The sequence below is a fragment of the Pantoea sp. ICBG 1758 genome, assembly GCF_002928325.1.
Taxonomy (GTDB): domain Bacteria; phylum Pseudomonadota; class Gammaproteobacteria; order Enterobacterales; family Enterobacteriaceae; genus Pantoea; species Pantoea eucrina.
Map to the genome: position 1 here is coordinate 1,237,843 of NZ_POWL01000001.1, position 22,570 is coordinate 1,260,412.

Annotated in this window: 21 protein-coding genes; 12 read left to right on the top strand and 9 right to left on the bottom strand. The window is 54.4% G+C overall.

Annotated features, from left to right (window positions below; all coding sequences use genetic code 11):
* The first annotated feature begins 14 nt into the window (after positions 1 to 14).
* The gene (locus C1Y41_RS06100) at positions 15 to 899 is read left to right on the top strand and encodes a D-hexose-6-phosphate mutarotase (RefSeq protein WP_039384696.1); all 885 of its coding nucleotides are present in this window, start codon (positions 15 to 17) and stop codon (positions 897 to 899) included.
* Here C1Y41_RS06100 and C1Y41_RS06105 read toward each other — a convergent pair.
* Positions 896 to 1,744, bottom strand: coding sequence for an aldo/keto reductase (locus C1Y41_RS06105; RefSeq protein WP_369826775.1), 849 nt, complete (start codon positions 1,742 to 1,744; stop codon positions 896 to 898). The two genes, C1Y41_RS06100 and C1Y41_RS06105, sit on opposite strands and share 4 nt — an antisense overlap.
* 61 nt (positions 1,745 to 1,805) lie before the next feature.
* Complete coding sequence (locus C1Y41_RS06110) at positions 1,806 to 2,555, bottom strand: MipA/OmpV family protein (RefSeq protein WP_039384700.1); 750 nt, start codon at positions 2,553 to 2,555, stop codon at positions 1,806 to 1,808.
* Positions 2,556 to 2,967: 412 nt separating this feature from the next.
* Between C1Y41_RS06110 and yeaG the strand changes: the two genes are divergently transcribed.
* The 6 genes from yeaG (at position 2,968) to C1Y41_RS06140 (ending at position 11,687) form a co-directional block, all read left to right on the top strand.
* Positions 2,968 to 4,902 carry a protein kinase YeaG gene (yeaG, locus tag C1Y41_RS06115; protein WP_065649162.1) on the top strand — a complete coding sequence of 645 codons (1,935 nt, stop codon included), beginning with the start codon at positions 2,968 to 2,970 and terminating at the stop codon, positions 4,900 to 4,902.
* Between the two features lie 88 nt (positions 4,903 to 4,990).
* Positions 4,991 to 6,268 (top strand): YeaH/YhbH family protein, encoded by a 1,278-nt coding sequence (locus C1Y41_RS06120; protein ID WP_039384703.1) that lies wholly within the window; start codon positions 4,991 to 4,993, stop codon positions 6,266 to 6,268.
* Between the two features lie 227 nt (positions 6,269 to 6,495).
* A complete protein-coding gene (locus C1Y41_RS06125) occupies positions 6,496 to 8,223 on the top strand; it encodes a potassium/proton antiporter (RefSeq protein WP_039384705.1) in 1,728 nt (575 codons plus the stop codon).
* A gap of 76 nt (positions 8,224 to 8,299) precedes the next feature.
* On the top strand, positions 8,300 to 8,533 hold the full coding sequence (locus tag C1Y41_RS06130) for a DUF1480 family protein (protein WP_039384706.1): 234 nt from the start codon (positions 8,300 to 8,302) through the stop codon (positions 8,531 to 8,533).
* A 375-nt stretch (positions 8,534 to 8,908) separates the two neighbouring features.
* Positions 8,909 to 10,375, top strand: a complete 1,467-nt coding sequence (gene wbaP / locus C1Y41_RS06135) for an undecaprenyl-phosphate galactose phosphotransferase WbaP (RefSeq protein WP_039384708.1) — start codon at positions 8,909 to 8,911, stop codon at positions 10,373 to 10,375.
* 118 nt (positions 10,376 to 10,493) lie between these two features.
* Positions 10,494 to 11,687 carry a multidrug effflux MFS transporter gene (locus tag C1Y41_RS06140; protein WP_104085078.1) on the top strand — a complete coding sequence of 398 codons (1,194 nt, stop codon included), beginning with the start codon at positions 10,494 to 10,496 and terminating at the stop codon, positions 11,685 to 11,687.
* Here C1Y41_RS06140 and dadX read toward each other — a convergent pair.
* The gene (gene dadX, locus C1Y41_RS06145) at positions 11,680 to 12,750 is read right to left on the bottom strand and encodes a catabolic alanine racemase DadX (RefSeq protein WP_039384712.1); all 1,071 of its coding nucleotides are present in this window, start codon (positions 12,748 to 12,750) and stop codon (positions 11,680 to 11,682) included. The genes C1Y41_RS06140 and dadX overlap by 8 nt on opposite strands.
* Before the next feature lie 21 nt (positions 12,751 to 12,771).
* The gene (locus C1Y41_RS06150; protein ID WP_104085079.1) at positions 12,772 to 14,073 is read right to left on the bottom strand and encodes a D-amino acid dehydrogenase; all 1,302 of its coding nucleotides are present in this window, start codon (positions 14,071 to 14,073) and stop codon (positions 12,772 to 12,774) included.
* Positions 14,074 to 14,561: 488 nt separating this feature from the next.
* Between C1Y41_RS06150 and C1Y41_RS06155 the strand changes: the two genes are divergently transcribed.
* The gene (locus tag C1Y41_RS06155; protein ID WP_039384715.1) at positions 14,562 to 16,097 is read left to right on the top strand and encodes a SpoVR family protein; all 1,536 of its coding nucleotides are present in this window, start codon (positions 14,562 to 14,564) and stop codon (positions 16,095 to 16,097) included.
* Between the two features lie 35 nt (positions 16,098 to 16,132).
* On the opposite strand, the gene fadR is transcribed toward C1Y41_RS06155, so the two are convergent.
* Positions 16,133 to 16,852, bottom strand: a complete 720-nt coding sequence (fadR, locus tag C1Y41_RS06160) for a fatty acid metabolism transcriptional regulator FadR (protein ID WP_039384716.1) — start codon at positions 16,850 to 16,852, stop codon at positions 16,133 to 16,135.
* A gap of 285 nt (positions 16,853 to 17,137) precedes the next feature.
* On the opposite strand from fadR, the gene dsbB reads away from it, so the two are divergent.
* Entirely contained in the window at positions 17,138 to 17,668 is a 531-nt protein-coding gene (dsbB, locus tag C1Y41_RS06165) for a disulfide bond formation protein DsbB (RefSeq protein WP_039384717.1), read from the top strand.
* A gap of 11 nt (positions 17,669 to 17,679) precedes the next feature.
* Here the strand turns inward: dsbB and C1Y41_RS06170 are convergent, their stop codons facing one another.
* The 3 genes from C1Y41_RS06170 to C1Y41_RS06180 all read right to left on the bottom strand — a co-directional run bounded on the left by C1Y41_RS06170 (position 17,680) and on the right by C1Y41_RS06180 (position 19,390).
* A complete protein-coding gene (locus tag C1Y41_RS06170) occupies positions 17,680 to 18,126 on the bottom strand; it encodes a YcgN family cysteine cluster protein (protein ID WP_039384718.1) in 447 nt (148 codons plus the stop codon).
* A gap of 65 nt (positions 18,127 to 18,191) precedes the next feature.
* On the bottom strand, positions 18,192 to 18,851 hold the full coding sequence (locus C1Y41_RS06175) for a fumarylacetoacetate hydrolase family protein (protein ID WP_039384719.1): 660 nt from the start codon (positions 18,849 to 18,851) through the stop codon (positions 18,192 to 18,194).
* Between the two features lie 263 nt (positions 18,852 to 19,114).
* Positions 19,115 to 19,390: a YcgL domain-containing protein gene (locus C1Y41_RS06180; protein ID WP_039384721.1), complete on the bottom strand. Its 276-nt coding sequence runs from the start codon at positions 19,388 to 19,390 to the stop codon at positions 19,115 to 19,117.
* 154 nt (positions 19,391 to 19,544) lie between these two features.
* Here C1Y41_RS06180 and minC point away from each other — a divergent pair, with 154 nt between their 5' ends.
* The 3 genes from minC to minE are packed head-to-tail and all read left to right on the top strand — an operon-like array spanning position 19,545 to position 21,371.
* Positions 19,545 to 20,252 carry a septum site-determining protein MinC gene (gene minC / locus C1Y41_RS06185; RefSeq protein ID WP_039384722.1) on the top strand — a complete coding sequence of 236 codons (708 nt, stop codon included), beginning with the start codon at positions 19,545 to 19,547 and terminating at the stop codon, positions 20,250 to 20,252.
* A 33-nt stretch (positions 20,253 to 20,285) separates the two neighbouring features.
* Positions 20,286 to 21,098: a septum site-determining protein MinD gene (gene minD, locus C1Y41_RS06190; protein WP_039384727.1), complete on the top strand. Its 813-nt coding sequence runs from the start codon at positions 20,286 to 20,288 to the stop codon at positions 21,096 to 21,098.
* Between the two features lie 3 nt (positions 21,099 to 21,101).
* Complete coding sequence (gene minE / locus C1Y41_RS06195) at positions 21,102 to 21,371, top strand: cell division topological specificity factor MinE (RefSeq protein WP_039384731.1); 270 nt, start codon at positions 21,102 to 21,104, stop codon at positions 21,369 to 21,371.
* A 55-nt stretch (positions 21,372 to 21,426) separates the two neighbouring features.
* Here the strand turns inward: minE and rnd are convergent, their stop codons facing one another.
* Complete coding sequence (rnd, locus tag C1Y41_RS06200; RefSeq protein ID WP_104085355.1) at positions 21,427 to 22,548, bottom strand: ribonuclease D; 1,122 nt, start codon at positions 22,546 to 22,548, stop codon at positions 21,427 to 21,429.
* Positions 22,549 to 22,570 lie beyond the last annotated feature (22 nt).

Here is a 22,570-nt window from a genome sequence, read left to right on the forward strand (position 1 = left end):
ACAGAGGCTGAACGATGCCAAATACGCTTTTTACACTGCCTGTGACAGAGCAGATAACCCCTTACCTGTCGCTGCGTCAGCAGGATGACCTGCCGGTCGTGATTATCAGTCATCCGAAAGTTCGTGCGGCTATCGCGCTTCAGGGCGCGCATCTGCTCGCCTGGCAGCCCAGCGGTCAGCAGCCTGTTCTCTGGCTGAGTGATAAAAGTGCGTTTAAAGCAGGTAAAGCGATTCGCGGCGGCGTGCCGATCTGCTGGCCGTGGTTTGGCCCTGCCGGTGAACCGGCTCACGGATTTGCCCGCACCCAGCCATGGACGCTGACAGCACACGATGAAAATGACGATGCCGTCATGCTGACCTTTACGCTGGAAAGTAACAGCCAGACGAAAAAGCTCTGGCCTCACGACTTTACGCTGCTGGCCCGTTTCCGGCTGGCCGATCAGTGCGAGATTGAACTTGAAGCCTGGGGCGATTTCGACGCGACAGCCGCGCTGCATGCTTATTTTAGCGTAGCGGATATCGCTGAGACCGCAGTCAGCGGGCTGGGTAAGACGTTTATCGATAAAGTGGCGGATAACTCACCGGGTGAAAACAGTAGCGGCGTACAGCGCTACCCGGGACGGATTGACCGTATTTATACTGCGCCTGACGAGTGCAGCGTGATCAAAGACAGCAGCGGCGGCAGGCAGATTGAAGTTTATCATCACTATCAAAGTGACGTTGTCACCTGGAACCCGGGTCCTGAACTCTCCTGCAGCATGGCGGATATGCCGAATGATGGCTACAAGCGCATGGTCTGCGTCGAGACGGCGCGCATCACTAAGCCGCTAAAAAGCGCGGGCGAAACACCTGCCCGCCTGGGGACAACCTTACGCGTGCGCAGCGCTAAGCCAGCTTAAACTACATCCAGCGGCACGCGCTGCTGCGGAGCAGGAAACAGCTGGTCGAGCAACGCGATCTCTTCGGCGCTGAGCGTGATGTTCAGCGCCGCAGCGTTTTCCTGAACGTGCGCGACGCTGCCTGCTTTAGGTATCGCTATGAGACCCTCATGCCGGATCGCCCAGCTCAGCAGCAGCTGCGCCACACTAATCTGCTTATCCCGTGCCAGCGCCAGCAGCTGCGCATTATCAAACAGCGCCTGTCGCAGCCGCCCCGCCTGGGCCAGCGGACAATAAGCCATTACCGGCATGGCGCGCTGCTGGCAGAGCGGCAGCAGCGTATGCTCAATGCCGCGGGATGCAAGATGATACAGCACCTGGTTCGTCGCGCAGGAGAAGCCGCCCTCTTCTGCCCACAGCTCTTCCATATCATCGCTGTCAAAATTTGATACGCCCCAGCTGCGTATCTTTCCCTGCGCCACCAGTTTCTCCATGCCGCGAAGGGTCTCCTCCAGCGGGATATTACCGCGCCAGTGCAGCAGATAAAGATCGAGGTAGTCGGTTTTAAGTCGCTGCAGGCTGCGCTCACAGGCTCCGGTGATATCAGCTTCGCTGGCGTTCCACGGATAGACTTTGGAAACCAGCCAGGCGCTATCACGTCGTCCCTGCAGCGCTTCACCCACCACTCTCTCAGCTTCCCCGTCAGCGTACATTTCGGCCGTATCTATCACCTGTAATCCGGCAGCAAGCCCCGCCTGCAGCGCAGCGATCTCCTGAGCACGCAGCGCGGGGTTTTCCCCCATATACCAGGTTCCCTGCCCGATAGCGGGCAGCGAAGCACCATTGATCCAGACGTTTTGCATCATCCCTCCTGCGCGGTACGGCTATAAAAAAACAACGCCTGATATCAGGCGTTGCGATAGTGCATCAGAAGCTGTAGCTGAGGCCGGTCCAGAGCGTGACCTGGCCGTTTTTATCGACCATCGGGCTGTCTTTAACCTCATCATCAAAGCGAGTGTAGCGCCCGGAAAAACTGGCGTTCCAGTTTTGGGTAAGCTGGTAGCTGGCGTTCAGCTCGACATAGGGCGACCAGCTGTCATCGGGCCGGTAGGTAGCGATACCGCTACGGGCACTCTCATGCGAAGAGACGCCATAGTAGTAACGGTTTTGATTTGCGCTGTTCCACAGGGCCCCGATACCGGGCGTCAGGCTGAATGCGCCAAACTCAAAGCGGTAGAGATACGTCAGATCCCAGATGATGCCATTACTGTTATTCAGCACATCACCCAGTAATGCCGTGCGCAGGATGCCCCACTCTGCAACATGACGATAAGTGCCACCCGCCATTAACGTCATCCGGCGCTTATCCAGAGATTTCATATCGCCAAGATCGTTATCATCCGGGTCATACTGCTGTGGCGAACCGAGCAGCGTCAGCGACAGCTGATTCTGCGGGTCTTTCCACAGGTAATAGCCGCCCTGCAGGCTGCGAAACCAGAAGTTTTCGCCTTCATAGTTGATAACCGGTACGGGCAGATAGCGATCCTGTCCGCCACGATAAGGCGATTGAGCATAGATAACAGAGGCGCCCAGCGACAGCGGGTCAGCATGAGCAGTAAATGCGGTCACCAGCGCGGGAGACAGCAGCATAAACGCAGAAAGTTTAAAGGTGTTCACTATATATTTTGCCTGTTAAGTCACTAATTGCTTTTGCAGTCTAGCGAATATTTTGCAACAGAGGCAATCTGCTGTTAACCGTAATGGCTAATTCTGCCGCTCTTCACATCTTGCAGAAATTTACGCAGCTTATACCGAACAGAGTTGTTGGCATCTTTACAGGCCGTCTCCCATCCTCACAGGCGAATATTTCGCAAAACGATCGTGGCTTAAAACAATATGCGGAAATTTGCGCGTTTTTTGTGCGCTAATCGTTTAATCCTGCGCCACTTACTACTTGATCTTTATCCGATACACGCTCATAACAATAGAGAAGCAGAGAGATTTATATCCTTAAAATTGAGAGGTTGGCACCACTGTTTGTAAGGTTACGCTTATTGTTCCCAACAATTCTAACAGGACGGGCATCGCTATGAATATATTCGATCACTATCGTCAGCGTTATGAAGCTGCCAAGGACGAAGAGTTCACACTGCAGGAATTTCTTACTATCTGTAAGCAGGATCGCAGTGCATACGCCAATGCGGCAGAACGACTGTTAACGGCTATTGGTGAGCCCGTTATGGTTGATACCGCTCAGGAGCCACGCCTTTCCCGTATCTTCTCGAATCGTGTTATTGGCCGTTACCCGGCGTTTGAAGAGTTCTACGGTATGGAGGAAGCGATTGAACAGATCGTCTCCTACCTGAAACATGCGGCGCAGGGGCTGGAGGAGAAGAAGCAGATCCTCTATTTACTCGGTCCGGTGGGCGGCGGTAAATCCTCTCTCGCTGAACGTTTAAAAGCGCTGATGCAGCGCGTGCCTATTTATGTACTGAGTGCCGATGGCGAACGCAGCCCGGTTAACGATCATCCGCTGTGCCTGTTTAATCCGCAGGAAGATGCCAATATTCTGGAGAAAGAGTATGGCGTACCGCGGCGTTACCTTGGCACCATTATGTCGCCGTGGGCAGCAAAACGTCTGCATGAGTTTGGTGGCGATATCACCCGCTTTAAAGTGGTAAAAGTATGGCCATCGATTCTGGAACAGCTGGCTATCGCTAAAACTGAACCCGGTGATGAAAACAACCAGGATATCTCCGCGCTGGTAGGTAAGGTTGATATTCGCAAGCTTGAGAATCATGCGCAAAACGATCCGGATGCCTATGGTTACTCTGGTGCGCTCTGCCGCGCGAACCAGGGCATCATGGAATTCGTAGAGATGTTCAAAGCGCCGATTAAGGTGCTGCACCCGCTGCTGACTGCTACGCAGGAAGGCAACTACAACGGTACTGAAGGCATTTCCGCTCTGCCTTTTAACGGCATTATTCTGGCGCACTCCAACGAATCGGAGTGGGTCACCTTCCGCAACAATAAGAATAATGAAGCCTTCCTCGACCGTGTCTATATCGTTAAGGTGCCCTACTGCCTGCGCGTTTCAGAAGAGATCAAGATTTACGAGAAGCTGCTTAACCATAGCGATCTCACCACTGCGCCCTGCGCCCCTGGCACACTTGAAACGCTGGCCCGTTTCACTATCCTGTCGCGCATGAAAGAGCCGGAAAACTCCAGCATCTACTCGAAAATGCGGGTGTATGACGGTGAAAGCCTGAAGGATACCGATCCCAAAGCAAAATCCTGGCAGGAGTATCACGACTACGCGGGCGTCGACGAAGGGATGAATGGCCTCTCAACCCGTTTTGCCTTCAAAATTCTGTCGCGCGTGTTCAACTTTGATCACACTGAAGTGGCGGCTAACCCGGTTCATCTTTTTTACGTGCTGGAGCAGCAGATTGAGCGGGAGCAGTTTCCGCAGGATCAGGCAGAGAAATATCTGGAGCATCTGAAGGGTTATTTAATTCCGAAATATGCGGAGTTTATCGGTAAAGAGATCCAGACCGCTTATCTGGAGTCCTATTCAGAATATGGTCAGAATATCTTTGACCGCTATGTCACTTATGCCGACTTCTGGATCCAGGATCAGGAGTATCGCGATCCGGATACCGGACAACTGTTTGACCGTGAGTCGCTTAATGCGGAACTGGAGAAGATAGAGAAACCAGCCGGCATCAGTAATCCAAAAGATTTCCGTAATGAAATCGTCAACTTTGTTCTTCGCGCCCGGGCGCAAAATAGCGGCCGTAATCCAAACTGGACCAGCTATGAGAAACTGCGCACGGTCATTGAGAAAAAAATGTTCTCCAATACTGAGGAGCTGCTGCCGGTTATCTCGTTCAATACTAAAACGTCTACCGATGAGCAGAAAAAACATGATGATTTTGTCGACCGTATGATGGAGAAAGGCTATACCCGCAAACAGGTGCGTCTGCTCTGCGAGTGGTATCTCCGCGTGCGTAAATCGTCATAATCGATCCGTAAGCCCGGCGCCTTGCGTGCCGTTAATCAGGCCGGAGAACCCTTTCCGGCCTGGCTTACACTGCAGTTGAGGGGAAACCATGGCCTATTTTATCGATCGGCGTCTCAACGGTAAAAACAAGAGTGCGGTCAACCGGCAGCGCTTTCTGCGCCGTTATAAGTCGCAAATCAAGCAGTCGATTTCCGAGGCCATCAACAAGCGTTCGGTAACCGATACAGAGAGTGGAGAGTCGGTGTCGATCCCGATTGATGACATCAATGAACCCGTATTTCATCAGGGTCGCGGCGGAAGCCGCCATCGTGTTCATCCCGGCAACGATCACTTTGTACAAAATGACCGTGTCGAGCGGCCTCAGGGCGGCGCGGGCGGCAGCGGCAGTGGTCAGGGCAACGCCAGCCAGGATGGTGAGGGGCAGGATGAGTTTGTCTTTCAGATATCGAAAGATGAGTATCTCGACTTACTGTTTGAAGACCTGGCGCTGCCGAACCTGCGCAAAAATCAGCATCGCCAGCTCAATGAGTTTAAAACGCACCGTGCCGGGTTTACCTCAAACGGCGTCCCGGCCAATATCAGCGTGGTACGCTCATTACAGAACTCGCTCGCCCGGCGTACAGCTATGACAGCAGGCAAGCGCCGTATGCTGCATGAGCTGGAAGCTGCCCTGCATGAGGTAGAAAACAGCGAGCCGGCGCAGCTGCTTGAAGAAGATCGACTGCGTCATGAGATTGCTGAACTGCGCGCGCGTATTGAACGGGTGCCGTTTATTGACACCTTCGATCTGCGCTACAAAAACTTTGAAAAACGTCCTGAACCCTCCAGTCAGGCGGTGATGTTCTGCCTGATGGACGTCTCCGGCTCTATGGATCAGGCCACCAAAGATATGGCCAAACGGTTCTATATTCTGCTTTACCTGTTCCTGAGTCGTACCTATAAAAACGTTGAAGTGGTGTATATCCGTCACCATACGCAGGCAAAAGAGGTGGATGAACAGGAGTTCTTCTACTCGCAGGAAACCGGCGGCACCATTGTTTCCAGCGCGCTGAAGCTGATGGATGAGGTGGTCAAAGAACGTTATGACCCGTCCCAGTGGAATATTTATGCGGCGCAGGCATCAGACGGAGATAACTGGGCAGATGATTCGCCGCTATGCCACGAGATCCTGGCGAAGCATATTTTGCCGGTGGTACGCTATTACAGCTATATCGAGATCACCCGGCGGGCCCACCAGACTCTGTGGCGCGAATATGAACACTTACAGGCTATGTTTGACAATTTTGCTATCCAGCATATTCGTGAACCTGAAGATATCTATCCGGTATTCCGGGAGCTTTTCCACAAGCAGGCTGCCGAGGCCTGAATCGTAAGCCGGTCACTGACCGGCTTTTTTATATCTGATTACGACCTGTTTACCCGCAAAACGACCCGCCTGTTGCAGGATTTTCCTGTTTAATGTCATCATAGCTCGCATAAACAAAAAACAGGAAATTAAGCGCTGACAAGCCGTTGATAAGGCATTATCTTTTGAACTTATTTGTACGAATTGTTCGTGCTTGTCAGTTTTGCCCCGGTTGCAGGAGAATGCTATTGAATACCAGCATGATTTACAGTCTTTTTATTATTGGTTCCGTGCTGGTCGCTGCAAGCATTTTACTGAGCTCATTTTCCTCGCGTCTTGGCATCCCCATTCTGGTGATCTTTCTCGCGCTCGGTATGCTGACCGGTGTGGATGGCATCGGCGGTATCGCCTTCGATAACTACCCGGTAGCCTATCTGGTCTCCAACCTTGCGCTGGCGGTTATTCTGCTGGACGGCGGCATGCGCACGAAAGCCAGCTCGCTGAAAGTCGCGCTCGGTCCGGCGCTGTCGCTGGCAACAGTCGGCGTCATGATCACCGCCGGCCTGACCGGTTTGATTGCAGCCTGGCTGTTTAAACTCGACCTGATGCAGGGATTTTTGATTGGCGCCATTATCGGCTCAACGGACGCAGCAGCGGTTTTTTCTCTGCTGGGTGATAAAGGCCTCAATGAACGCGTCAGCTCTACGCTGGAGATTGAATCGGGCAGCAACGACCCGATGGCGGTATTTCTGACTATCACGCTGATTGATATGATCCAGCAGGGTCAGAGCGGCCTGAGCTGGATGTTTGTGGTGCATCTGGTACAGCAGTTTGGTCTGGGCATCGTCTTTGGCCTCGGCGGCGGGTGGGCGCTGCAGCAGCTGGTTAACCGTATCAGCCTGGCTCAGGGGCTTTATCCGCTGCTGGCGCTTAGCGGTGGCATTATCGTATTCGCGCTGACCACGGTGATGGAGGGCAGCGGGATCCTCGCGGTCTATCTGTGTGGCTTTTTACTGGGCAACAGCCCTATCCGCAATCGCCACGGCATTCTGCAAACGTTTGATGGCATGGCCTGGCTCAGCCAGATCGGCATGTTTATTGTGCTGGGGCTGCTGGTGACGCCATCCGATTTGTGGCACATCGCCCTGCCGGCCATGATCCTCTCACTCTGGCTGATTCTGGTGGCCCGCCCGCTTTCGGTACTGGTCGGACTGCTGCCTTTCAAAGGATTCACCGGTCGGGAACGTATTTTTATCAGCTGGGTCGGCCTGCGCGGCGCCGTGCCGATCATCCTGGCCGTGTTTCCGATGATGGCGGGACTGGAGAATGCCAGACTCTATTTTAATATCGCTTTCTTTGTGGTGCTGGTATCGCTGATGCTGCAGGGAACGTCGCTGGGTTACGCAGCGAAACGCGCCAGAGTGGTTGTTCCGCCGCTCGCCTCGCCTGTCAGCCGTATCGGGCTTGATATCCATCCGGAAAATCCGTGGGAGCAGTTTGTCTACCAGCTCAATGCCGACAAATGGTGTGTGGGCGCGGCGCTGCGCGATCTCAAAATGCCGCGTGAAACGCGCATTGCGGCGCTGTTCCGTGATAACACGCTGATGCATCCCAGCGGCGCTACCCGGCTAAAAGAGGGTGATGTACTGTGCGTCATAGGCCGCGAGCGCGATTTACCGGCGCTGGGTAAAATGTTCAGTCAGACGCCGCCGGTGGCCCTTGACCAGCGCTTTTTCGGCGACTTTATCCTCGACGCTGATGCACGCCTGCGGGACGTGGCACAGATTTATGGCCTGGAGCTGGATGATGAAACCAGCGATCAACAGTCGCTGGGGCAGCTGGTGATGAGCCTGCTCGGCAGCACGCCGGTGGTAGGCGACCAGGTGGAGTGGAAGCAGCTGACCTGGACCGTCGCGGAAAAAGAGGATAATAAAATCATGAAAGTCGGCGTGCGCGTCAGCGAAGAGCGAGAATAATCTGAGGTTTTAGCGCCCCTGAAGCGGTCAGCAGCGACTATGATTTTACTTATCAGTCAGCAAACGGGAGCAAAAAATGGGAACGGTAGTCAAAATTGGTCGCTATGAAATTGTTGATGCGGAGATGGGAGGCGATAAACCTGATACCGTCTCTATCCCCTGCCAGACTAACCCGGGCCTGAGCTATCAGCTTGATGGCTGGGATCATGAGACCAGCGTGCCGGCGTGGATTGATGGCGAGCCTGTCGATTTGAAAATTGGCCACTACGATAAAGAGCAGGATCGCTGGGTACTCAATCGCCCCGCCTGATCTCACCACACCGTCATGCCTGCGTATGGCGGTGATTCCTAAAAATTGCTGAAAAAAAACGCTGTTTTTGTCCTCTTTTTCATCACCATCTCTCTGTTTTCAATAACATAGCTGATAGTCCCTCAGGTCAATAATTTCCTTTTAAGAGTAATTCCATATTAACTCTGTCAGATTCCTCTTGCATACTCGTAAACGTTGCTGCTGTTTTCGTGACTTGTATCACGTCTTATCCGGCCCTTGCCGTGCAGCGCTTGAGTGATCACTAATGGTTAGTGTGCTGATAACAAACGTTATTTTTCCTGTCAGCCATTAACCCTGAGCGCGTACTTGATTTTGGTCAGGCCATCTTTTACTTAAGAAAAGAGAGCGGGTGTTATGGCAAGTACAATTGTAATGAATGACGCAAGCCGCTCATGGAGCGGCCTGCGCAAAAATCTCATTGCTAAAGTCGCATTAAGTCTTTCCGATCTTATTGCACTTAATCTGGCGCTGTTTTTATCCGCGGCTACCGTCCAGGGGATTTGGGGAGAGCTGGACAGCTTTATTCCGCCGCAGCAGATTGAGTACCGGTTTATCGCGCAGCTTGGCCTCTCGGTACTCTGCACCGCCTGGTTCTGGGTCCGGATGCGGCACTACACCTACCGCAAACCTTTCTGGTTTGAGCTGAAAGAAGTGGTTAAAACGCTGTTTGTTTTTTCACTGCTGGATCTGGCGCTGATTGCCTTTTCAAAATGGGACTTTTCACGCATGGTCTGGGTGTTCAGCTGGAGCTGGGCGCTGCTGCTGCTGCCGCTGATGCGCGCAATGGTAAAACGGGCGATCAGCCGTGCAGGACAGTGGCAGAAAGAGACCATTATCATCGGCTCAGGCAAAAATGCCCTGGAAGCCTATGCCGCGCTGCAGAGTGAAGAGATCCTTGGTTATAACGTGCAGGCGTTTATCTCACTGGATGATGAAAACACCCCGGATAAACTCAACGGCGTGCCGGTTATCACCCGCAAGGATATTAACTGGCAGACCATGGATCGCGATAACACGCAGTTTATCGTGGCGACCGAATATGAACAGCAGGCGGTGCGCGATCACTGGCTGAAGTTTCTCTCCAGAATGAAATGCCGCTCTGTCTCAGTGATCCCGACGCTGCGTGGCGTACCGCTTTACGGTACCGATATGTCATTTATCTTCAGTCACGAAGTGATGATTCTGCGCGTCAGCAATAATCTGGCCAAGCGCTCATCGCGCTTCCTGAAGCGCACCTTTGATATTGTGGTAGCGTCGCTGCTGCTGCTGTTTCTCGCACCGATATTTGGCCTGCTCTGCTGGATGGTGAAACGCGATGGCGGTAACGCTATCTACGGTCATGAGCGCGTAGGTCAGGATGGCGCAAAGTTTAAATGCCTGAAGTTTCGCTCTATGGTTACCAATTCGCAGGACGTCCTGCAGGCGCTGCTGGCCACCAGCGAAGAGGCGCGGGCCGAATGGGATCGTGACTTTAAGCTGAAAAACGATCCGCGCGTTACCCGCATCGGCGGCTTCCTGCGTAAAACCAGCCTCGATGAGCTGCCGCAGCTCTGGAACGTGATCCGCGGAGAGATGAGCCTGGTGGGGCCGCGTCCGGTTATCGAAGCTGAACTGGAGCGCTATGCCGGTGACGTTGATTACTACCTGATGGCCAAACCGGGTATGACCGGTTTATGGCAGGTAAGCGGTCGTAATGATATCGATTATGACACCCGCGTCTATTTTGATTCCTGGTATGTAAAAAACTGGGCGCTGTGGACCGATATTGCCATTCTGTTTAAAACCGCTGGCGTGGTACTGCGCCGCGACGGTGCCTACTGACCGCTCTCTGTGCGATGCCTGCCGTCCGGCAGGCATCGCCTTTTCACTTTAGCGCTTTCTTTTTATCCGCAGACTCATTACCCTTCTCGCCTGTTTAACAGGACGTTTCTGGTTCTTCATGCAAAAATTTACGCTTATTCTGCTGAGTCTGGTGCTGCTGGCTCCGCTCGGTATTGATCTCTACCTGCCTGTTCTGCCGCAGATTGCCGATGGCCTTAACGCCCCGGTGAGCCTGATCCAGCTTACCATCCCGCTGTTCCTGCTGGTGATGGGCATAGGTCAGCTGGTGACGGGTCCGCTGGTGGACAACTTTGGCCGCAAGCCCGTGGCGCTGGCTGGCCTGCTGCTCTATATCGTGGGCAGCGCCGTTGCGGCAACCGCCACGCTCTGGCCGGTATTTTTCCTGGCCCGCATTATTCAGGGCTGCGGCGTCTGCTGCAGCGCGGTGGTGGCATTCAGCGGCGTACGCGATCGCCTGAGCGGCGATGAGGCGGCACGCGCTTACGGATTTCTGAATGGCGCGCTAAACATCGTTCCGGCTCTGGCACCGCTGCTGGGCGGCCTTCTGGCGGAAGCCTATGGCTGGCGTGCACCTTTCTGGTTCCTGTGCAGCTATGCGCTGGCGATTGGCCTGCTGGTGATCGTGGCCTTACCGGAAACCCGGCCGGCGGATACGCTGCGGGTGAAGGGATTGCCGCTGGCGCAATATGGCGCGATTCTGCGCCAGCCGCGCTTTCTCGCTTTTGCGTTTGCCAATGCAGGCGCGCTGGGCATGGTGCTGACCTACGTCTCTCTGGCTCCGCATGTGCTGATGACTGAAGGCGGCCTGACGCCGCTGCAATTCTCATTTGCCTTTGGGGCCAACGGCTTCTGGATCATGCTGGTCAGCGCCTTTGTGAATAAAACGATCCGCAAAGCGGGCCGGCCATTTTGTCTGGCGATGGGCTTTATTACGATGCTGCTGGGGGCAATACTGCTGCTGGCGGGCGCTCACTTTCTGCCTGCTGAATGGCAGCCTCACTGGGCGCTCTATATGATCCCTGTGGCGGTCTCGGTGGCAGGCCTTGCCTTTACCGTTGGCCCGGCCACCAGCTATGCGCTGGAACCCTATCAGCAGCAGGCGGGTGTAGCCGCAGCGCTGCAGGGCTTTATTCAGATGGCGGGAGGCGCTGGCGGCAGCATGCTGATTGTTGCCCTGCCGGTCGCGGAAAAATCGTCACTGGCCCTGATGATGCTGACTGGCGCAGCGCTGGCACTAATTGCCTGGCGCTGCAGCCGTAAAATACGCGGCAGCGTGACCGCGCTTAAATAACCTCAACCGGCACGCGCGGGGCAAGCGCGCACATCAGCTCGTACCCGACCGTGCCGGCCGCTGCAGCAACGTCATCAATCTTCACGTCATTACCCCACAGCTCAACGGCGGTGCCGATACCCGCCTGCGGACAGGGTTCGAGATCGATCATCATCATATCCATCGACACCGTTCCCAGGGTGCGGGTGCGTACGCCGCCAACGGATACCGGTGTGCCGGTAGGTGCATGGCGCGGATAACCATCTGCATAGCCGCAGGCCACAATACCAATCCGCTGCGCTCCGCTGGCCCGGTAGCGATAGCCGTAGCCGACGCCGTCGCCCGCTGTCAGCTGCTGCACGCCGATAATCTCACTGCTCAGCGTCATAGCCGGCTGCAGCCCGGTACCGGCGATATCCTGCCAGCGACCGCTGGGTGAGGCGCCATACAGCACGATGCCGGGGCGAACCCAGTCATAATGCGTAAGCGGGTGCCACAACGTGGCGGCGGAGTTAGCGAGCGAACGCGGACAGTTCAGGCCTTCAGCTGCCTGCTCAATGCGTTGCAGTGGCCCGGCTACCCCCTCGGGATTATCGGCATCAGCGAAATGTGCCATCAGCGTGATCTCACCTACCCCCGGCAGCGCACGCAGTTTTTGCCAGGCGTTATGCACCTGTTCAGGGCGAAAACCGAGCCGGTTCATACCGCTGTTCATTTTCAGGTAAACATCCACGGGAGCAGAGAGCTGTGCGGTCGCCAGCGCTTTGATTTGCCAGTTACTGTGCACGCTGGTGGTCAGCCGGTAGCGATCGATAAGCTTCAGATCGTCTGCGTGGAAAAAACCTTCCAGCAGCAGAATCGGTTTTTTCCATCCCTGCTCGCGCAGCAGAATAGCCTCTTCGAGATTGAGTAACGCAAAACCGTCGGTGCTCTCCAGCGCCTGCCAGACGCGGGCAATGCCGTGTCCGTAGGCGTTAGCTTTGACCACTGACCATACGTGTGACTGCGGCGCGGCCTGACGCACCACAGACAGATTATGACGCAGCGCCTGTCGGTTAACCGACGCGCGCACAGGACGTGACATAGTGTTAACTCTCCGTGAGTGTTAGCGTGCGATATCCGCGCGGCGTAAAGGCGATGCGTGCGAGGCAAAACCCGGCAGATAGCGCAATACAGAGAGATCGTCTGCGGCAATCGCGGGTTTCTGACCCGATACAATATCAGCCAGTAGCTGGCCGGAACCACAGGCCATGGTCCATCCCAGCGTACCGTGTCCGGTATTGAGATAGAGATTTGTCAGCGGGGTACGTCCCACAATTGGCGTACCGTCTGGCGTCATCGGACGCAGCCCCGTCCAGAAAGAGGCCTGTTCGATAAACCCGCCTTCAGGATAGAGATCGCGCACCACCATCTCCAGCGTTTCCCGCCGTGCCGGCAACAGTTTGGTGTTAAAACCAACAATTTCAGCCATGCCGCCTACCCGGATACGGTTATCAAAGCGGGTCACAGCGACTTTATAGGTCTCATCAAGGATCGTAGAGCGTGGCGCAGCGTCAGCATCTTTTACCGGAATAGTCAGCGAATAGCCTTTCAGCGGATAAACCGGAATGGCGAGGATATCTTTCAGCAGCGCGGTCGAATAGGAGCCAAATGCCACGACGTAAGCATCCGCTTTAATCACTTCATCTCCGCACTTCACACCATAGATGCGGTTGCCTTCACGCAGTAACCGATCAACCGGCGTATTGAAGCGAAACGTGACGCCTGCCGCCATAGCCATTTCTGCCAGGCGTTGGGTAAAGAGCTGACAATCACCGGTTTCATCATTAGGCAACCGCAGGCCACCGGTCAGCTTGTGCGCGGTAGCTGCCAGCGCCGGCTCGGCACGCTGCAGCTCATGAGCCTGCAGCAGCTCATAGGGCACGCCCGCCTCTTTCAACACGGCGATATCTTTACTGGCGCTGTCGAACTGCTGCTGAGTACGAAACAGCTGCAGCGTTCCGCCCTGCCGCTCTTCATAGGCAATTCCGGTTTCCGCCCGCAGCGTTTTCAGGCAGTCGCGACTGTATTCAGCAATACGTACCATGCGGGCTTTGTTTTCCTGATAGTGGCGCATATCGCAATTACGCAGCATCTGCCACATCCACTCAAGCTGAAACCGGCTGCCGTCTGGCCGCATCGCCAGCGGTGCGTGGCGCTGAAACATCCATTTAATCGCTTTCAGCGGCACGCCAGGCGCGGCCCACGGTGCCGCATAGCCAGGCGAGATCTGACCGGCGTTACCGGCACTGGTTTCCAGCGCGGCGGCAGGCTGTCGATCGATGACGGTAACCTCATGTCCGGCCTGCGCCAGATACCAGGCACTTGCCACTCCCACCACCCCACTACCCAGAATCACGACACGCATAGGCCCCTCGAGACAAAAGCATAATTAACTGGTATGAGCACCTGAGTCAGAATAATCAGGCTGCTCTGTTTATCTTAGAATTGACCCGGCTATTTCACATCTTTTTTAACATTCTGCACACTTAAATCCTTCCTGATAGCAAAGATCAGAGTTTTACCGCTTCTGAAGCGCTGGCCGGAGCGCTTTGTCAGAAAAAAATCAGGGCTTTTTCCCTTTTTCAGCAGAATCACCCGCTGCTGCCTGACTGCGGTTTTCCCAGTTTATTATTCTGTATTTTGATTTGCAGCCGGATTAATATCTCATAGCATGGTGTAATCGCGCTATCCGGATGATTTTCTGCCAAAAGAATTCGTTTGAGTTCCGTTATCGGATGCGAGACAGTGAACTATCCTTGATCTGTTCGCTCAGTTTTTGGGCGCTCTTTCTCAGGACGAAGCCTTCACCCGTGTGGCAGGGTCTTCCTGCCGCCTGCAAAACAGAGGTGCGCTATGACGACAATGTTTGACGAGCCAACCCGCAGCAGTAAACGACTCAGTGACGGGCCCGACTGGACATTTGAACTGCTTGATGTCTACCTGGCTGAAATCGACCGCGTGGCGAAAAGCTACGGGCTTGATACCTACCCGCATCAGATTGAAGTTATTACCTCCGAACAGATGATGGATGCCTACTCCAGCGTGGGGATGCCGATCAATTATGCGCACTGGTCGTTCGGTAAAAAGTTTATCGAAACCGAGCAGCGCTATAAGCATGGGCAGCAGGGGCTCGCCTATGAGATCGTCATCAACTCTAACCCCTGTATCGCCTATCTGATGGAAGAGAATACGATGACCATGCAGGCGCTGGTGATGGCCCACGCCTGCTACGGACACAACTCTTTCTTTAAAAATAATTATCTGTTCCGCAGCTGGACGGATGCGAGTTCAATCGTCGATTACCTGCTGTTTGCCCGTAACTATATTGCCGACTGTGAGGAGCGCTTTGGTGTCGAAGAGGTTGAGCGTCTGGTTGACTCCTGCCACGCCCTGATGAACTACGGCGTTGACCGCTATAAGCGCCCGCAGAAAATTTCACTGCAGGAGGAGAAAGCGCGGCAAAAGAGCCGCGAAGAGTATCTGCAGAGTCAGGTAAATACGCTATGGCGTACGCTGCCGCGTAAAGAGAAAGAGGCGTCGCACATAGAAGCCGCGCGCTATCCCTCTGAACCGCAGGAGAATCTGCTCTACTTTATGGAAAAAAATGCCCCTTTACTGGAGCCGTGGCAGCGCGAAGTGCTGCGCATCGTGCGTAAAGTAAGCCAGTATTTCTATCCGCAGAAACAGACGCAGGTGATGAATGAGGGCTGGGCAACCTTCTGGCACTACACGATCCTCAATCATCTCTATGACGAGGGCAAAGTATCAGAACGCTTTATGATGGAGTTTTTGCACAGTCATACCAACGTTATCTATCAGCCGCCTTATAACAGCCAGTGGTATAACGGTATTAACCCCTATGCCCTGGGGTTCGCTATGTTCCAGGATATCAAACGCATCTGTCAGGCGCCGACAGAAGAAGATCGCCACTGGTTCCCCGATATTGCCGGCTCCGACTGGCTTAAAACGCTGCATTTTGCGATGCGCGAGTTTAAAGATGAGAGCTTTATCAGCCAGTTCCTGTCGCCGAAAGTGATGCGCGATTTCCGTCTGTTCACCGTGATGGATGACGATCGCAATAACTATCTGGAAATTGCGGCGATTCATGATGAGGCTGGCTATCGAGCCATTCGCCAGCAGCTCTCTGCCCAGTATAATCTCAGCAATCTGGAACCCAATATTCAGGTCTATAACGTGGATCTGCGCGGCGACCGCTCGCTGACGCTGCGCTATGTTCCTCAGCAGCGTGCGCCGCTGGATAAAAGCCGGCGCGATGTGCTGAAACATGTTCACCGGCTCTGGGGATTTGATATTCATCTGGAGCAGCAGAACGAAGATGGCAGCATAGAACTGCTCGACCGATGTCCGCCGCGTGCGCCCGGACTCTGAGCATAAAAAAACCGGACTGAAGAGTCCGGTTTTCTTTAGCGCTTGTTACCGAGATCGTCCGGCAGATTTTTCTGCATACTGTGCCAGATCTCCCCGCTGCGGCGTCCATACACCCGCACGCACTCAACCACCTGCTCCTGCGTCGGCTGCTGCGAACACATATCCGCCAGCTGCTGATAAAAGCTGCGTGCCAGCTCGCGCGCTTCGGAATCAGAGAAATAGTGGCGTCCGACCCGCGTATAGAGCCCTTTCAGTCCGTTGAGGATCAGACCGTAAATCGGATTACCGGAAGCAAACGCCAGACCGCGGAATACCCGGTAATCAAGCTCAGCATAGGCATCAGCCTGATCCTGCTCATGCAGCGCGCTCTCCAGCACTTCGCGGGCTTTTTCCGGATGGTGACGCAGCGCACGGCTGATAAAAATAGAGGCGATGTTGCTGCGTACTGAGAGCAAATTATCAATCAGCTGCGGCACGCTGTCGTGATCGAGCCGGGCCAGCGTCTCAAGGATGTTGAGACCTGAGGTTTCCCAGAAATCATTTACGCGCGTCGGCTTGCCGTGCTGAATAGTGAGCCAGCCATCACGCGCCAGACGCTGCAGCACTTCGCGCAGGGTGGTGCGGGTAACGCCAATCAGTTCAGACAATTCACGTTCAGCAGGCAGAATCGACCCGGGGGGGAAACGACTGTTCCAGATACTCTCAATTATGTACTCTTCTGCGAATCCTGCAGGGCTCTGCGCCTTGATAACCATAGCGTTACGTTCTCATTGCGTTCTTAATCGTCATTACACTCATCATACCAGAGGGGCTATAGCGGAAATAGTCTGCCGGCGGATTAAAAGCATGGCCTGGCGCAAATTTCAGCATGCGGGCTGAATGCTTTCACCTGGCCCGGGCCGGGCAAGTGGCTATCGGGTCAGACAACCTGCCACATAAACGATCTGCGTCATTTTTATCGCTGAATTCCTGATTGCAGGCTGGCAGCGTCAGGCTTTTGGTTTACACTGCCAGGCACTGATAGCTAAGGGAAATCCACTATGTTGCGATATCTGAATCTCTGCTCGCGCGGGCGTGGCGCCTGGCTGCTGCTGGCATTGACCGCGCTGGCGCTGGAGCTGGTGGCGCTGTTCTTCCAGCACGGTATGGGGCTTAAGCCCTGCGTGATGTGTATCTACGAGCGGTGTGCGCTGTTTGGCGTAATGGCGGCAGGCGTGGTGGGCGCTATTGCGCCGCAGACTCCGCTGCGCTGGGCCAGCCTGGCCATTTGGATCTACAGCGCCGCTGAGGGCTTGCGCTTATCCTGGGAGCATACCATGCTGCAGCTGCACCCTAACCCGTTTGTCACCTGCGACTTTGCCGCACGCTTTCCGGCATGGCTGCCGCTGGACAAATGGCTGCCCGCGGTATTTGTTGCCAGCGGCGACTGCGCTGAGCGCGGCTGGACGCTCCTCGGCTGGAGCATGCCGCAGTGGATGATCGCCATTTTTGCCGCCTACCTGCTGGTGGCGATAGTGGTACTTGTCGCTCAGATATTCAGGCCGCGTCAGCGCAACCTGTTTGGCCGCTGAGGGACGCAGAATCAGCCATTCCGATCGGGTCGGTCAATAATGTGATCTTCCCAGTCGCGTACTTCACTTTCGCGTACAGCGATGTAGCGCACCGAGATCCGCTGGGCATGCATCGCTTTTTTTGATCCCGCCAGCAGCGGATGCCAGGCGGGCAGCGCTTTGCCTTCGCCAAGCAGCCGGTAGGCGCAGGTGCGCGGCAGCCAGTTAAAGGTTGTGAGGTTTTCACGCGTGAGCTTGATACAATCTTCTTCATACTCAAACCGGCGTTCGTAGTTGCGGCACTGGCAGGTTTTAATATTCAGCTGGTTGCAGGCGACATTGGTGAAATAGATCTCATCCGTATCGGCGTCCTGCAGCTTATTCAGACAGCACTGTCCGCAGCCGTCACACAGCGATTCCCACTCAGCGTCGTCCATTTGTTCCAGACGTTTGGTCTGCCAGAAAGGTTGGTCACTCATCATTGCGGTCCGGGTTGTTCAGCAAAACCGCACCTTATAAAGGTTAAGATGCGGTGATGCAAGTATTACAGCACGCGCGTGCTGATACCGTGACCCGCCAGCGATATCTCAAGTTTATCCCCTGAGCGCAGCGGGCCTACGCCCTCTGGCGTGCCGGTCAGGATCACATCGCCCGCGCGCAGCGTAAAAAACTGGCTCATATAGGCGATGAGCGGCTTGATTTTGTGGATCATATCGGACGTAGAACCATGCTGACGCCGCTCTCCGTTCACCACCAGCTGCAGCTCGCTGTTTTGCGGATCGCCCGTGTACTCACCGACCGGAATAAAGCCGGAAAGCGGACAGGCGTTGTCGAACCCTTTCGCGCGCTCCCAGGGCTGACCCGCTTTTTTGAACCCCGCCTGCAGATCGCGCAGCGTAAGGTCCAGCGCTACGCCGTAACCCGCAATCGCTTTTGCCACATGCTCTTCGCTGGCCTGCTTTAACGTGGCGCCGATCAGGACAGCGAGTTCCACTTCATGATGCACGTCGCCTAACGCGGTCGGGATAGAGAGCGGCTGCCGCAAATCGCATAAGGCTGTCTCAGGTTTGATAAACAGCACCGGCTCATCCGGCGTTGCGCTTCCCATTTCTTTAATATGTTTTGCATAATTACTGCCTACGCATACCACTTTGCTGACCGGAAAATCCAGCAGAGCACCCTGCCAGTTACGATGCTGATACATATTTTTCACCTGCCTGAGTTATGTCTGCGCTCTGTCGGGATGACAGAGGCTCTGTGAGTAGCGGCCGGAACGGGGCGCCAGTAAAGATAATATTAACGGTTATCGCGACAGGTGTAACAGAAATTGTCAAAAGAGATTTATCTTTCTTACGACGGTGGGCAAACAAATATTAATTGCCCACGACAGGATGGAACATGGGCAATTAATTAATCACTGAACACTGAATATATTTACAGGCTATATTTTTTACAGATGAATCTGAATTAAACTTCTTTACCCTGCTCAAGATGGACGTTGAGCAAACTTTCTACAGGCGGCGGGATCTGCAAATAAAAACCCTGCTCGCGCAGTCCCTGCTTTACCTTTTCAATGTCTGCGTTGGCCAGTCTCTCACGCTTGTCCAGCGACAGCACCATCGCTAACTGCGGCTTGCCAAAACCTTTAAGCAGCGCTTCCGGCACGCGGGAGAAATCGTCCTTTTTTTCTACATAAAGATAAGTCTGGTCGCGTTGCGGGCTTCTATAGATCACACAAAACATATTTTTTACTCGAATTAACTGTTAGCGTCACTTGCCTGAATATTACAGTAACTATAACATGCTTGCAGAACTTCGAATATTGACCCGATGATGTTAATGGCGATTTTATCGACGTTCATCTCCGGGTCAAAAAAACAGGACTGAGCCAGGACAGATGCCGCAATCGCCAATCGAATTCAAGGGAAGCAGTTTTACCCTGTCAGTTGTTCATCTGCACCATTCACAACCCGATGTGATTCGTCAGGCGCTGCAGGAGAAGATCGATCAGGCGCCGGCCTTTTTACAGAACGCTCCGGTCGTCCTGAACATCTCAGCGCTATCCGGAGATATTAACTGGAAGCAGATGCAGCAGGCGATCAGCGCCACCGGACTGCGTATCGTTGGCGTCAGCGGTTGCAAAGATGACGCCCAGAAAAAAATGGTGGCCCGCGCGGGCTTACCGGTGCTCTCTGAAGGCAAAGAGAACCGCAAAACGGCTGAAGCGCCGCCTGCGGAAGAAGCTGCTGCACCCGCTGTTGTTACCGAGAGCATCAACAAAACGCGCGTGGTGAATACGCCAGTGCGTTCCGGTCAGCAGATTTATGCCCGTAACGCCGACCTGATTGTGACCAGCAGCGTTAGCGCCGGAGCAGAACTGGTTGCCGATGGCAATATACATATTTACGGCATGATGCGCGGCCGGGCGCTGGCAGGCGCCAGTGGCGATCGTGACTGCCAGATTTTTTGTACTCACCTTGCCGCTGAGCTGGTCTCAATCGCCGGTGAGTACTGGATCATGGATCAGATTCCGGCGGAATTTTTTGGTAAAGCGGCGCGCCTCTGTCTGAAAGAGGGCGCGCTTACCATCCAGACACTTAATTAGGCCCCTTTTCTTTCGTTAAGGAAATCAACATTTATGGCACGCATTATTGTAGTAACATCGGGCAAAGGGGGCGTTGGCAAGACCACGTCAAGCGCGGCCATCGCGACAGGGTTAGCGCAAAAGGGCAAAAAAACCGTTGTTATCGACTTCGATATCGGTCTGCGTAATCTCGATTTGATTATGGGCTGTGAACGTCGCGTCGTGTATGACTTTGTGAATGTTATTCAGGGTGATGCCACCCTGAATCAGGCGCTGATCCGCGATAAACGCACCGAGCAGCTCTACATTCTGCCGGCATCGCAGACGCGTGATAAAGACGCTCTGACGCGCGAAGGCGTAGAGAAAGTGCTGAACGATTTAGCCGCTATGGAGTTCGATTTTATCGTCTGTGACTCCCCGGCGGGTATCGAAACCGGCGCGCTGATGGCGCTTTATTTCGCTGATGAAGCGATCATCACAACCAACCCGGAAGTCTCATCCGTACGCGACTCTGACCGTATTCTGGGCATTATCTCCTCTAAATCGCGCCGTGCTGAAAACAGCCAGGACCCGGTCAAAGAGCATCTGCTGCTGACCCGTTACAACCCAGGCCGTGTGACCCGTGGCGATATGCTCAGCATGGAAGATGTGCTGGAAATCCTGCGTATTCCGCTGGTCGGTGTTATTCCGGAAGATCAGTCTGTGCTGCGCGCCTCAAACCAGGGCGAACCGGTGATCCTCGACATCAATTCTGACGCCGGTAAAGCTTATGCTGATACCGTAGAACGCCTGCTTGGCGAAGAACGCCCCTTCCGCTTTATTGAAGAAGAGAAGAAGGGTTTCCTGAAACGCCTGTTCGGGGGATAACCAATGGCCTTACTCGATTTCTTTTTATCCCGTAAAAAGAGCACAGCCAATATAGCCAAGGAGCGGCTGCAGATCATCGTTGCTGAACGCAGGAGGGGCGACAGTGAGCCCCACTATTTGCCTCAGCTTAAACGCGATATCCTGGAAGTGATCTGCAAATATGTCAAAATCGATCCCGATATGGTGACAGTACAGCTCGATCAGAAAGGCGACGATATTTCGATTCTGGAGCTGAACGTGACGCTGCCGGAAACGGAAGACGCGCCGAAATGAGTGTAGCGGATCGCAGCGTTTCCCCTGCGTAATAGCGCAGGGGAAAACAGCGCGCTTAAAGTGCCTGCAGAATCTTGTCGATTCCCGGCTTCAGCAGCTCGCCACGCCAGCCGTTCAGCAGTTCGGGTGGACGGTTTGCTGATTTCAGCCCCCAGAACACGCTGAGAACCTGATTAATCTGACGGCGTGAAGCCAGCAGTTCCTGACCATATCCCGTTTCTTCGCTTACCTGCTGTACCAGCGCTTTAATCGCTTTAAAGACCTGCTTATAGTGCGGATGCTCAATAAGATTGGGCAGCGGTGCCGGTAGCGTTGCCTCATCCTGTGCCTGCGCCTCAGCGACCTGATCAATCATCGCTTTACCGTGAAAACGGATTTCATGGCCGTTGAGTCCAAGGTGATCCAGTTCACCGAGGCTGCCGGGCAGATAGCGAGCGACCTTCCACAAATTTTCTTCACGTACCACAAAATTAACCGCCATATCTTTCTGACGCGCGACCTTCAGGCGCCAGGCCGCCAGGCGCTGCAGTGCGGCCAGCTGGCGCGGACGCAGCTGCCAGGCGTTGGTAATATCGCGCCATGCCTCTTCAGGCTGCAATATATCGAGCCGGCGCTGACACAGCATGTCGCACTCGCTCAGGGCGGCCTTCATGTTGCCGGCGGCTTCAGTCTGCGCCATCAGCTCACGGGCAATAGGCAGCAGGTAGGCGACATCCGCTGCGGCATACTGGCACTGACGCTCGGTCAGCGGGCGCGCAAGCCAGTCGGTGCGGGCCTCACTTTTATCCAGTTCAATCTGGTTAAAGTGATTAACCATCGCTGCAAATCCCCAGGAGAGCGGCTGGCCGGAAAAGGCGGCCAGAATCTGCGTATCGATCATCGGCTGCGGCAGGCAATCAAAGCGATGCAGAAAGACTTCCAGATCTTCGCCTCCGGCGTGCAGGAATTTAGTCACCTGCGTATCCTGCAGCAGGGCGATAAACGGCGTCCAGTCACCAATCGGCAGTGGATCGATCAGAACCAGCTGTTCGCCATCAAACAGCTGAATCAGCCCGAGCTGAGGATAGTAGGTCCGGGTACGTACAAATTCAGTATCCAGAGCAACAGCATCATGCTGGCGAGCCAGGCGGCACACGTCAGCCAGCTGGTGGTCTTGGTCGATCAGGGTGTAATTCACGTATTTATTCCCGCTGCGCAAA

Coding starts and splice junctions, on each gene's coding strand:
- minD (WP_039384727.1), top strand. CDS start 20,286: ATGGCACGCATTATTGTAGTAACATCGGGCAAAGGGGGCGTTGGCAAG.
- fadR (WP_039384716.1), bottom strand. CDS start 16,852: ATGGTTATCAAGGCGCAGAGCCCTGCAGGATTCGCAGAAGAGTACATA.
- minE (WP_039384731.1), top strand. CDS start 21,102: ATGGCCTTACTCGATTTCTTTTTATCCCGTAAAAAGAGCACAGCCAAT.
- C1Y41_RS06175 (WP_039384719.1), bottom strand. CDS start 18,851: ATGTATCAGCATCGTAACTGGCAGGGTGCTCTGCTGGATTTTCCGGTC.
- C1Y41_RS06130 (WP_039384706.1), top strand. CDS start 8,300: ATGGGAACGGTAGTCAAAATTGGTCGCTATGAAATTGTTGATGCGGAG.
- dsbB (WP_039384717.1), top strand. CDS start 17,138: ATGTTGCGATATCTGAATCTCTGCTCGCGCGGGCGTGGCGCCTGGCTG.
- C1Y41_RS06180 (WP_039384721.1), bottom strand. CDS start 19,390: ATGTTTTGTGTGATCTATAGAAGCCCGCAACGCGACCAGACTTATCTT.
- C1Y41_RS06155 (WP_039384715.1), top strand. CDS start 14,562: ATGACGACAATGTTTGACGAGCCAACCCGCAGCAGTAAACGACTCAGT.
- C1Y41_RS06100 (WP_039384696.1), top strand. CDS start 15: ATGCCAAATACGCTTTTTACACTGCCTGTGACAGAGCAGATAACCCCT.
- C1Y41_RS06140 (WP_104085078.1), top strand. CDS start 10,494: ATGCAAAAATTTACGCTTATTCTGCTGAGTCTGGTGCTGCTGGCTCCG.
- wbaP (WP_039384708.1), top strand. CDS start 8,909: ATGGCAAGTACAATTGTAATGAATGACGCAAGCCGCTCATGGAGCGGC.
- minC (WP_039384722.1), top strand. CDS start 19,545: ATGCCGCAATCGCCAATCGAATTCAAGGGAAGCAGTTTTACCCTGTCA.
- yeaG (WP_065649162.1), top strand. CDS start 2,968: ATGAATATATTCGATCACTATCGTCAGCGTTATGAAGCTGCCAAGGAC.
- C1Y41_RS06120 (WP_039384703.1), top strand. CDS start 4,991: ATGGCCTATTTTATCGATCGGCGTCTCAACGGTAAAAACAAGAGTGCG.
- C1Y41_RS06150 (WP_104085079.1), bottom strand. CDS start 14,073: ATGCGTGTCGTGATTCTGGGTAGTGGGGTGGTGGGAGTGGCAAGTGCC.
- C1Y41_RS06105 (WP_369826775.1), bottom strand. CDS start 1,744: ATGATGCAAAACGTCTGGATCAATGGTGCTTCGCTGCCCGCTATCGGG.
- C1Y41_RS06170 (WP_039384718.1), bottom strand. CDS start 18,126: ATGAGTGACCAACCTTTCTGGCAGACCAAACGTCTGGAACAAATGGAC.
- dadX (WP_039384712.1), bottom strand. CDS start 12,750: ATGTCACGTCCTGTGCGCGCGTCGGTTAACCGACAGGCGCTGCGTCAT.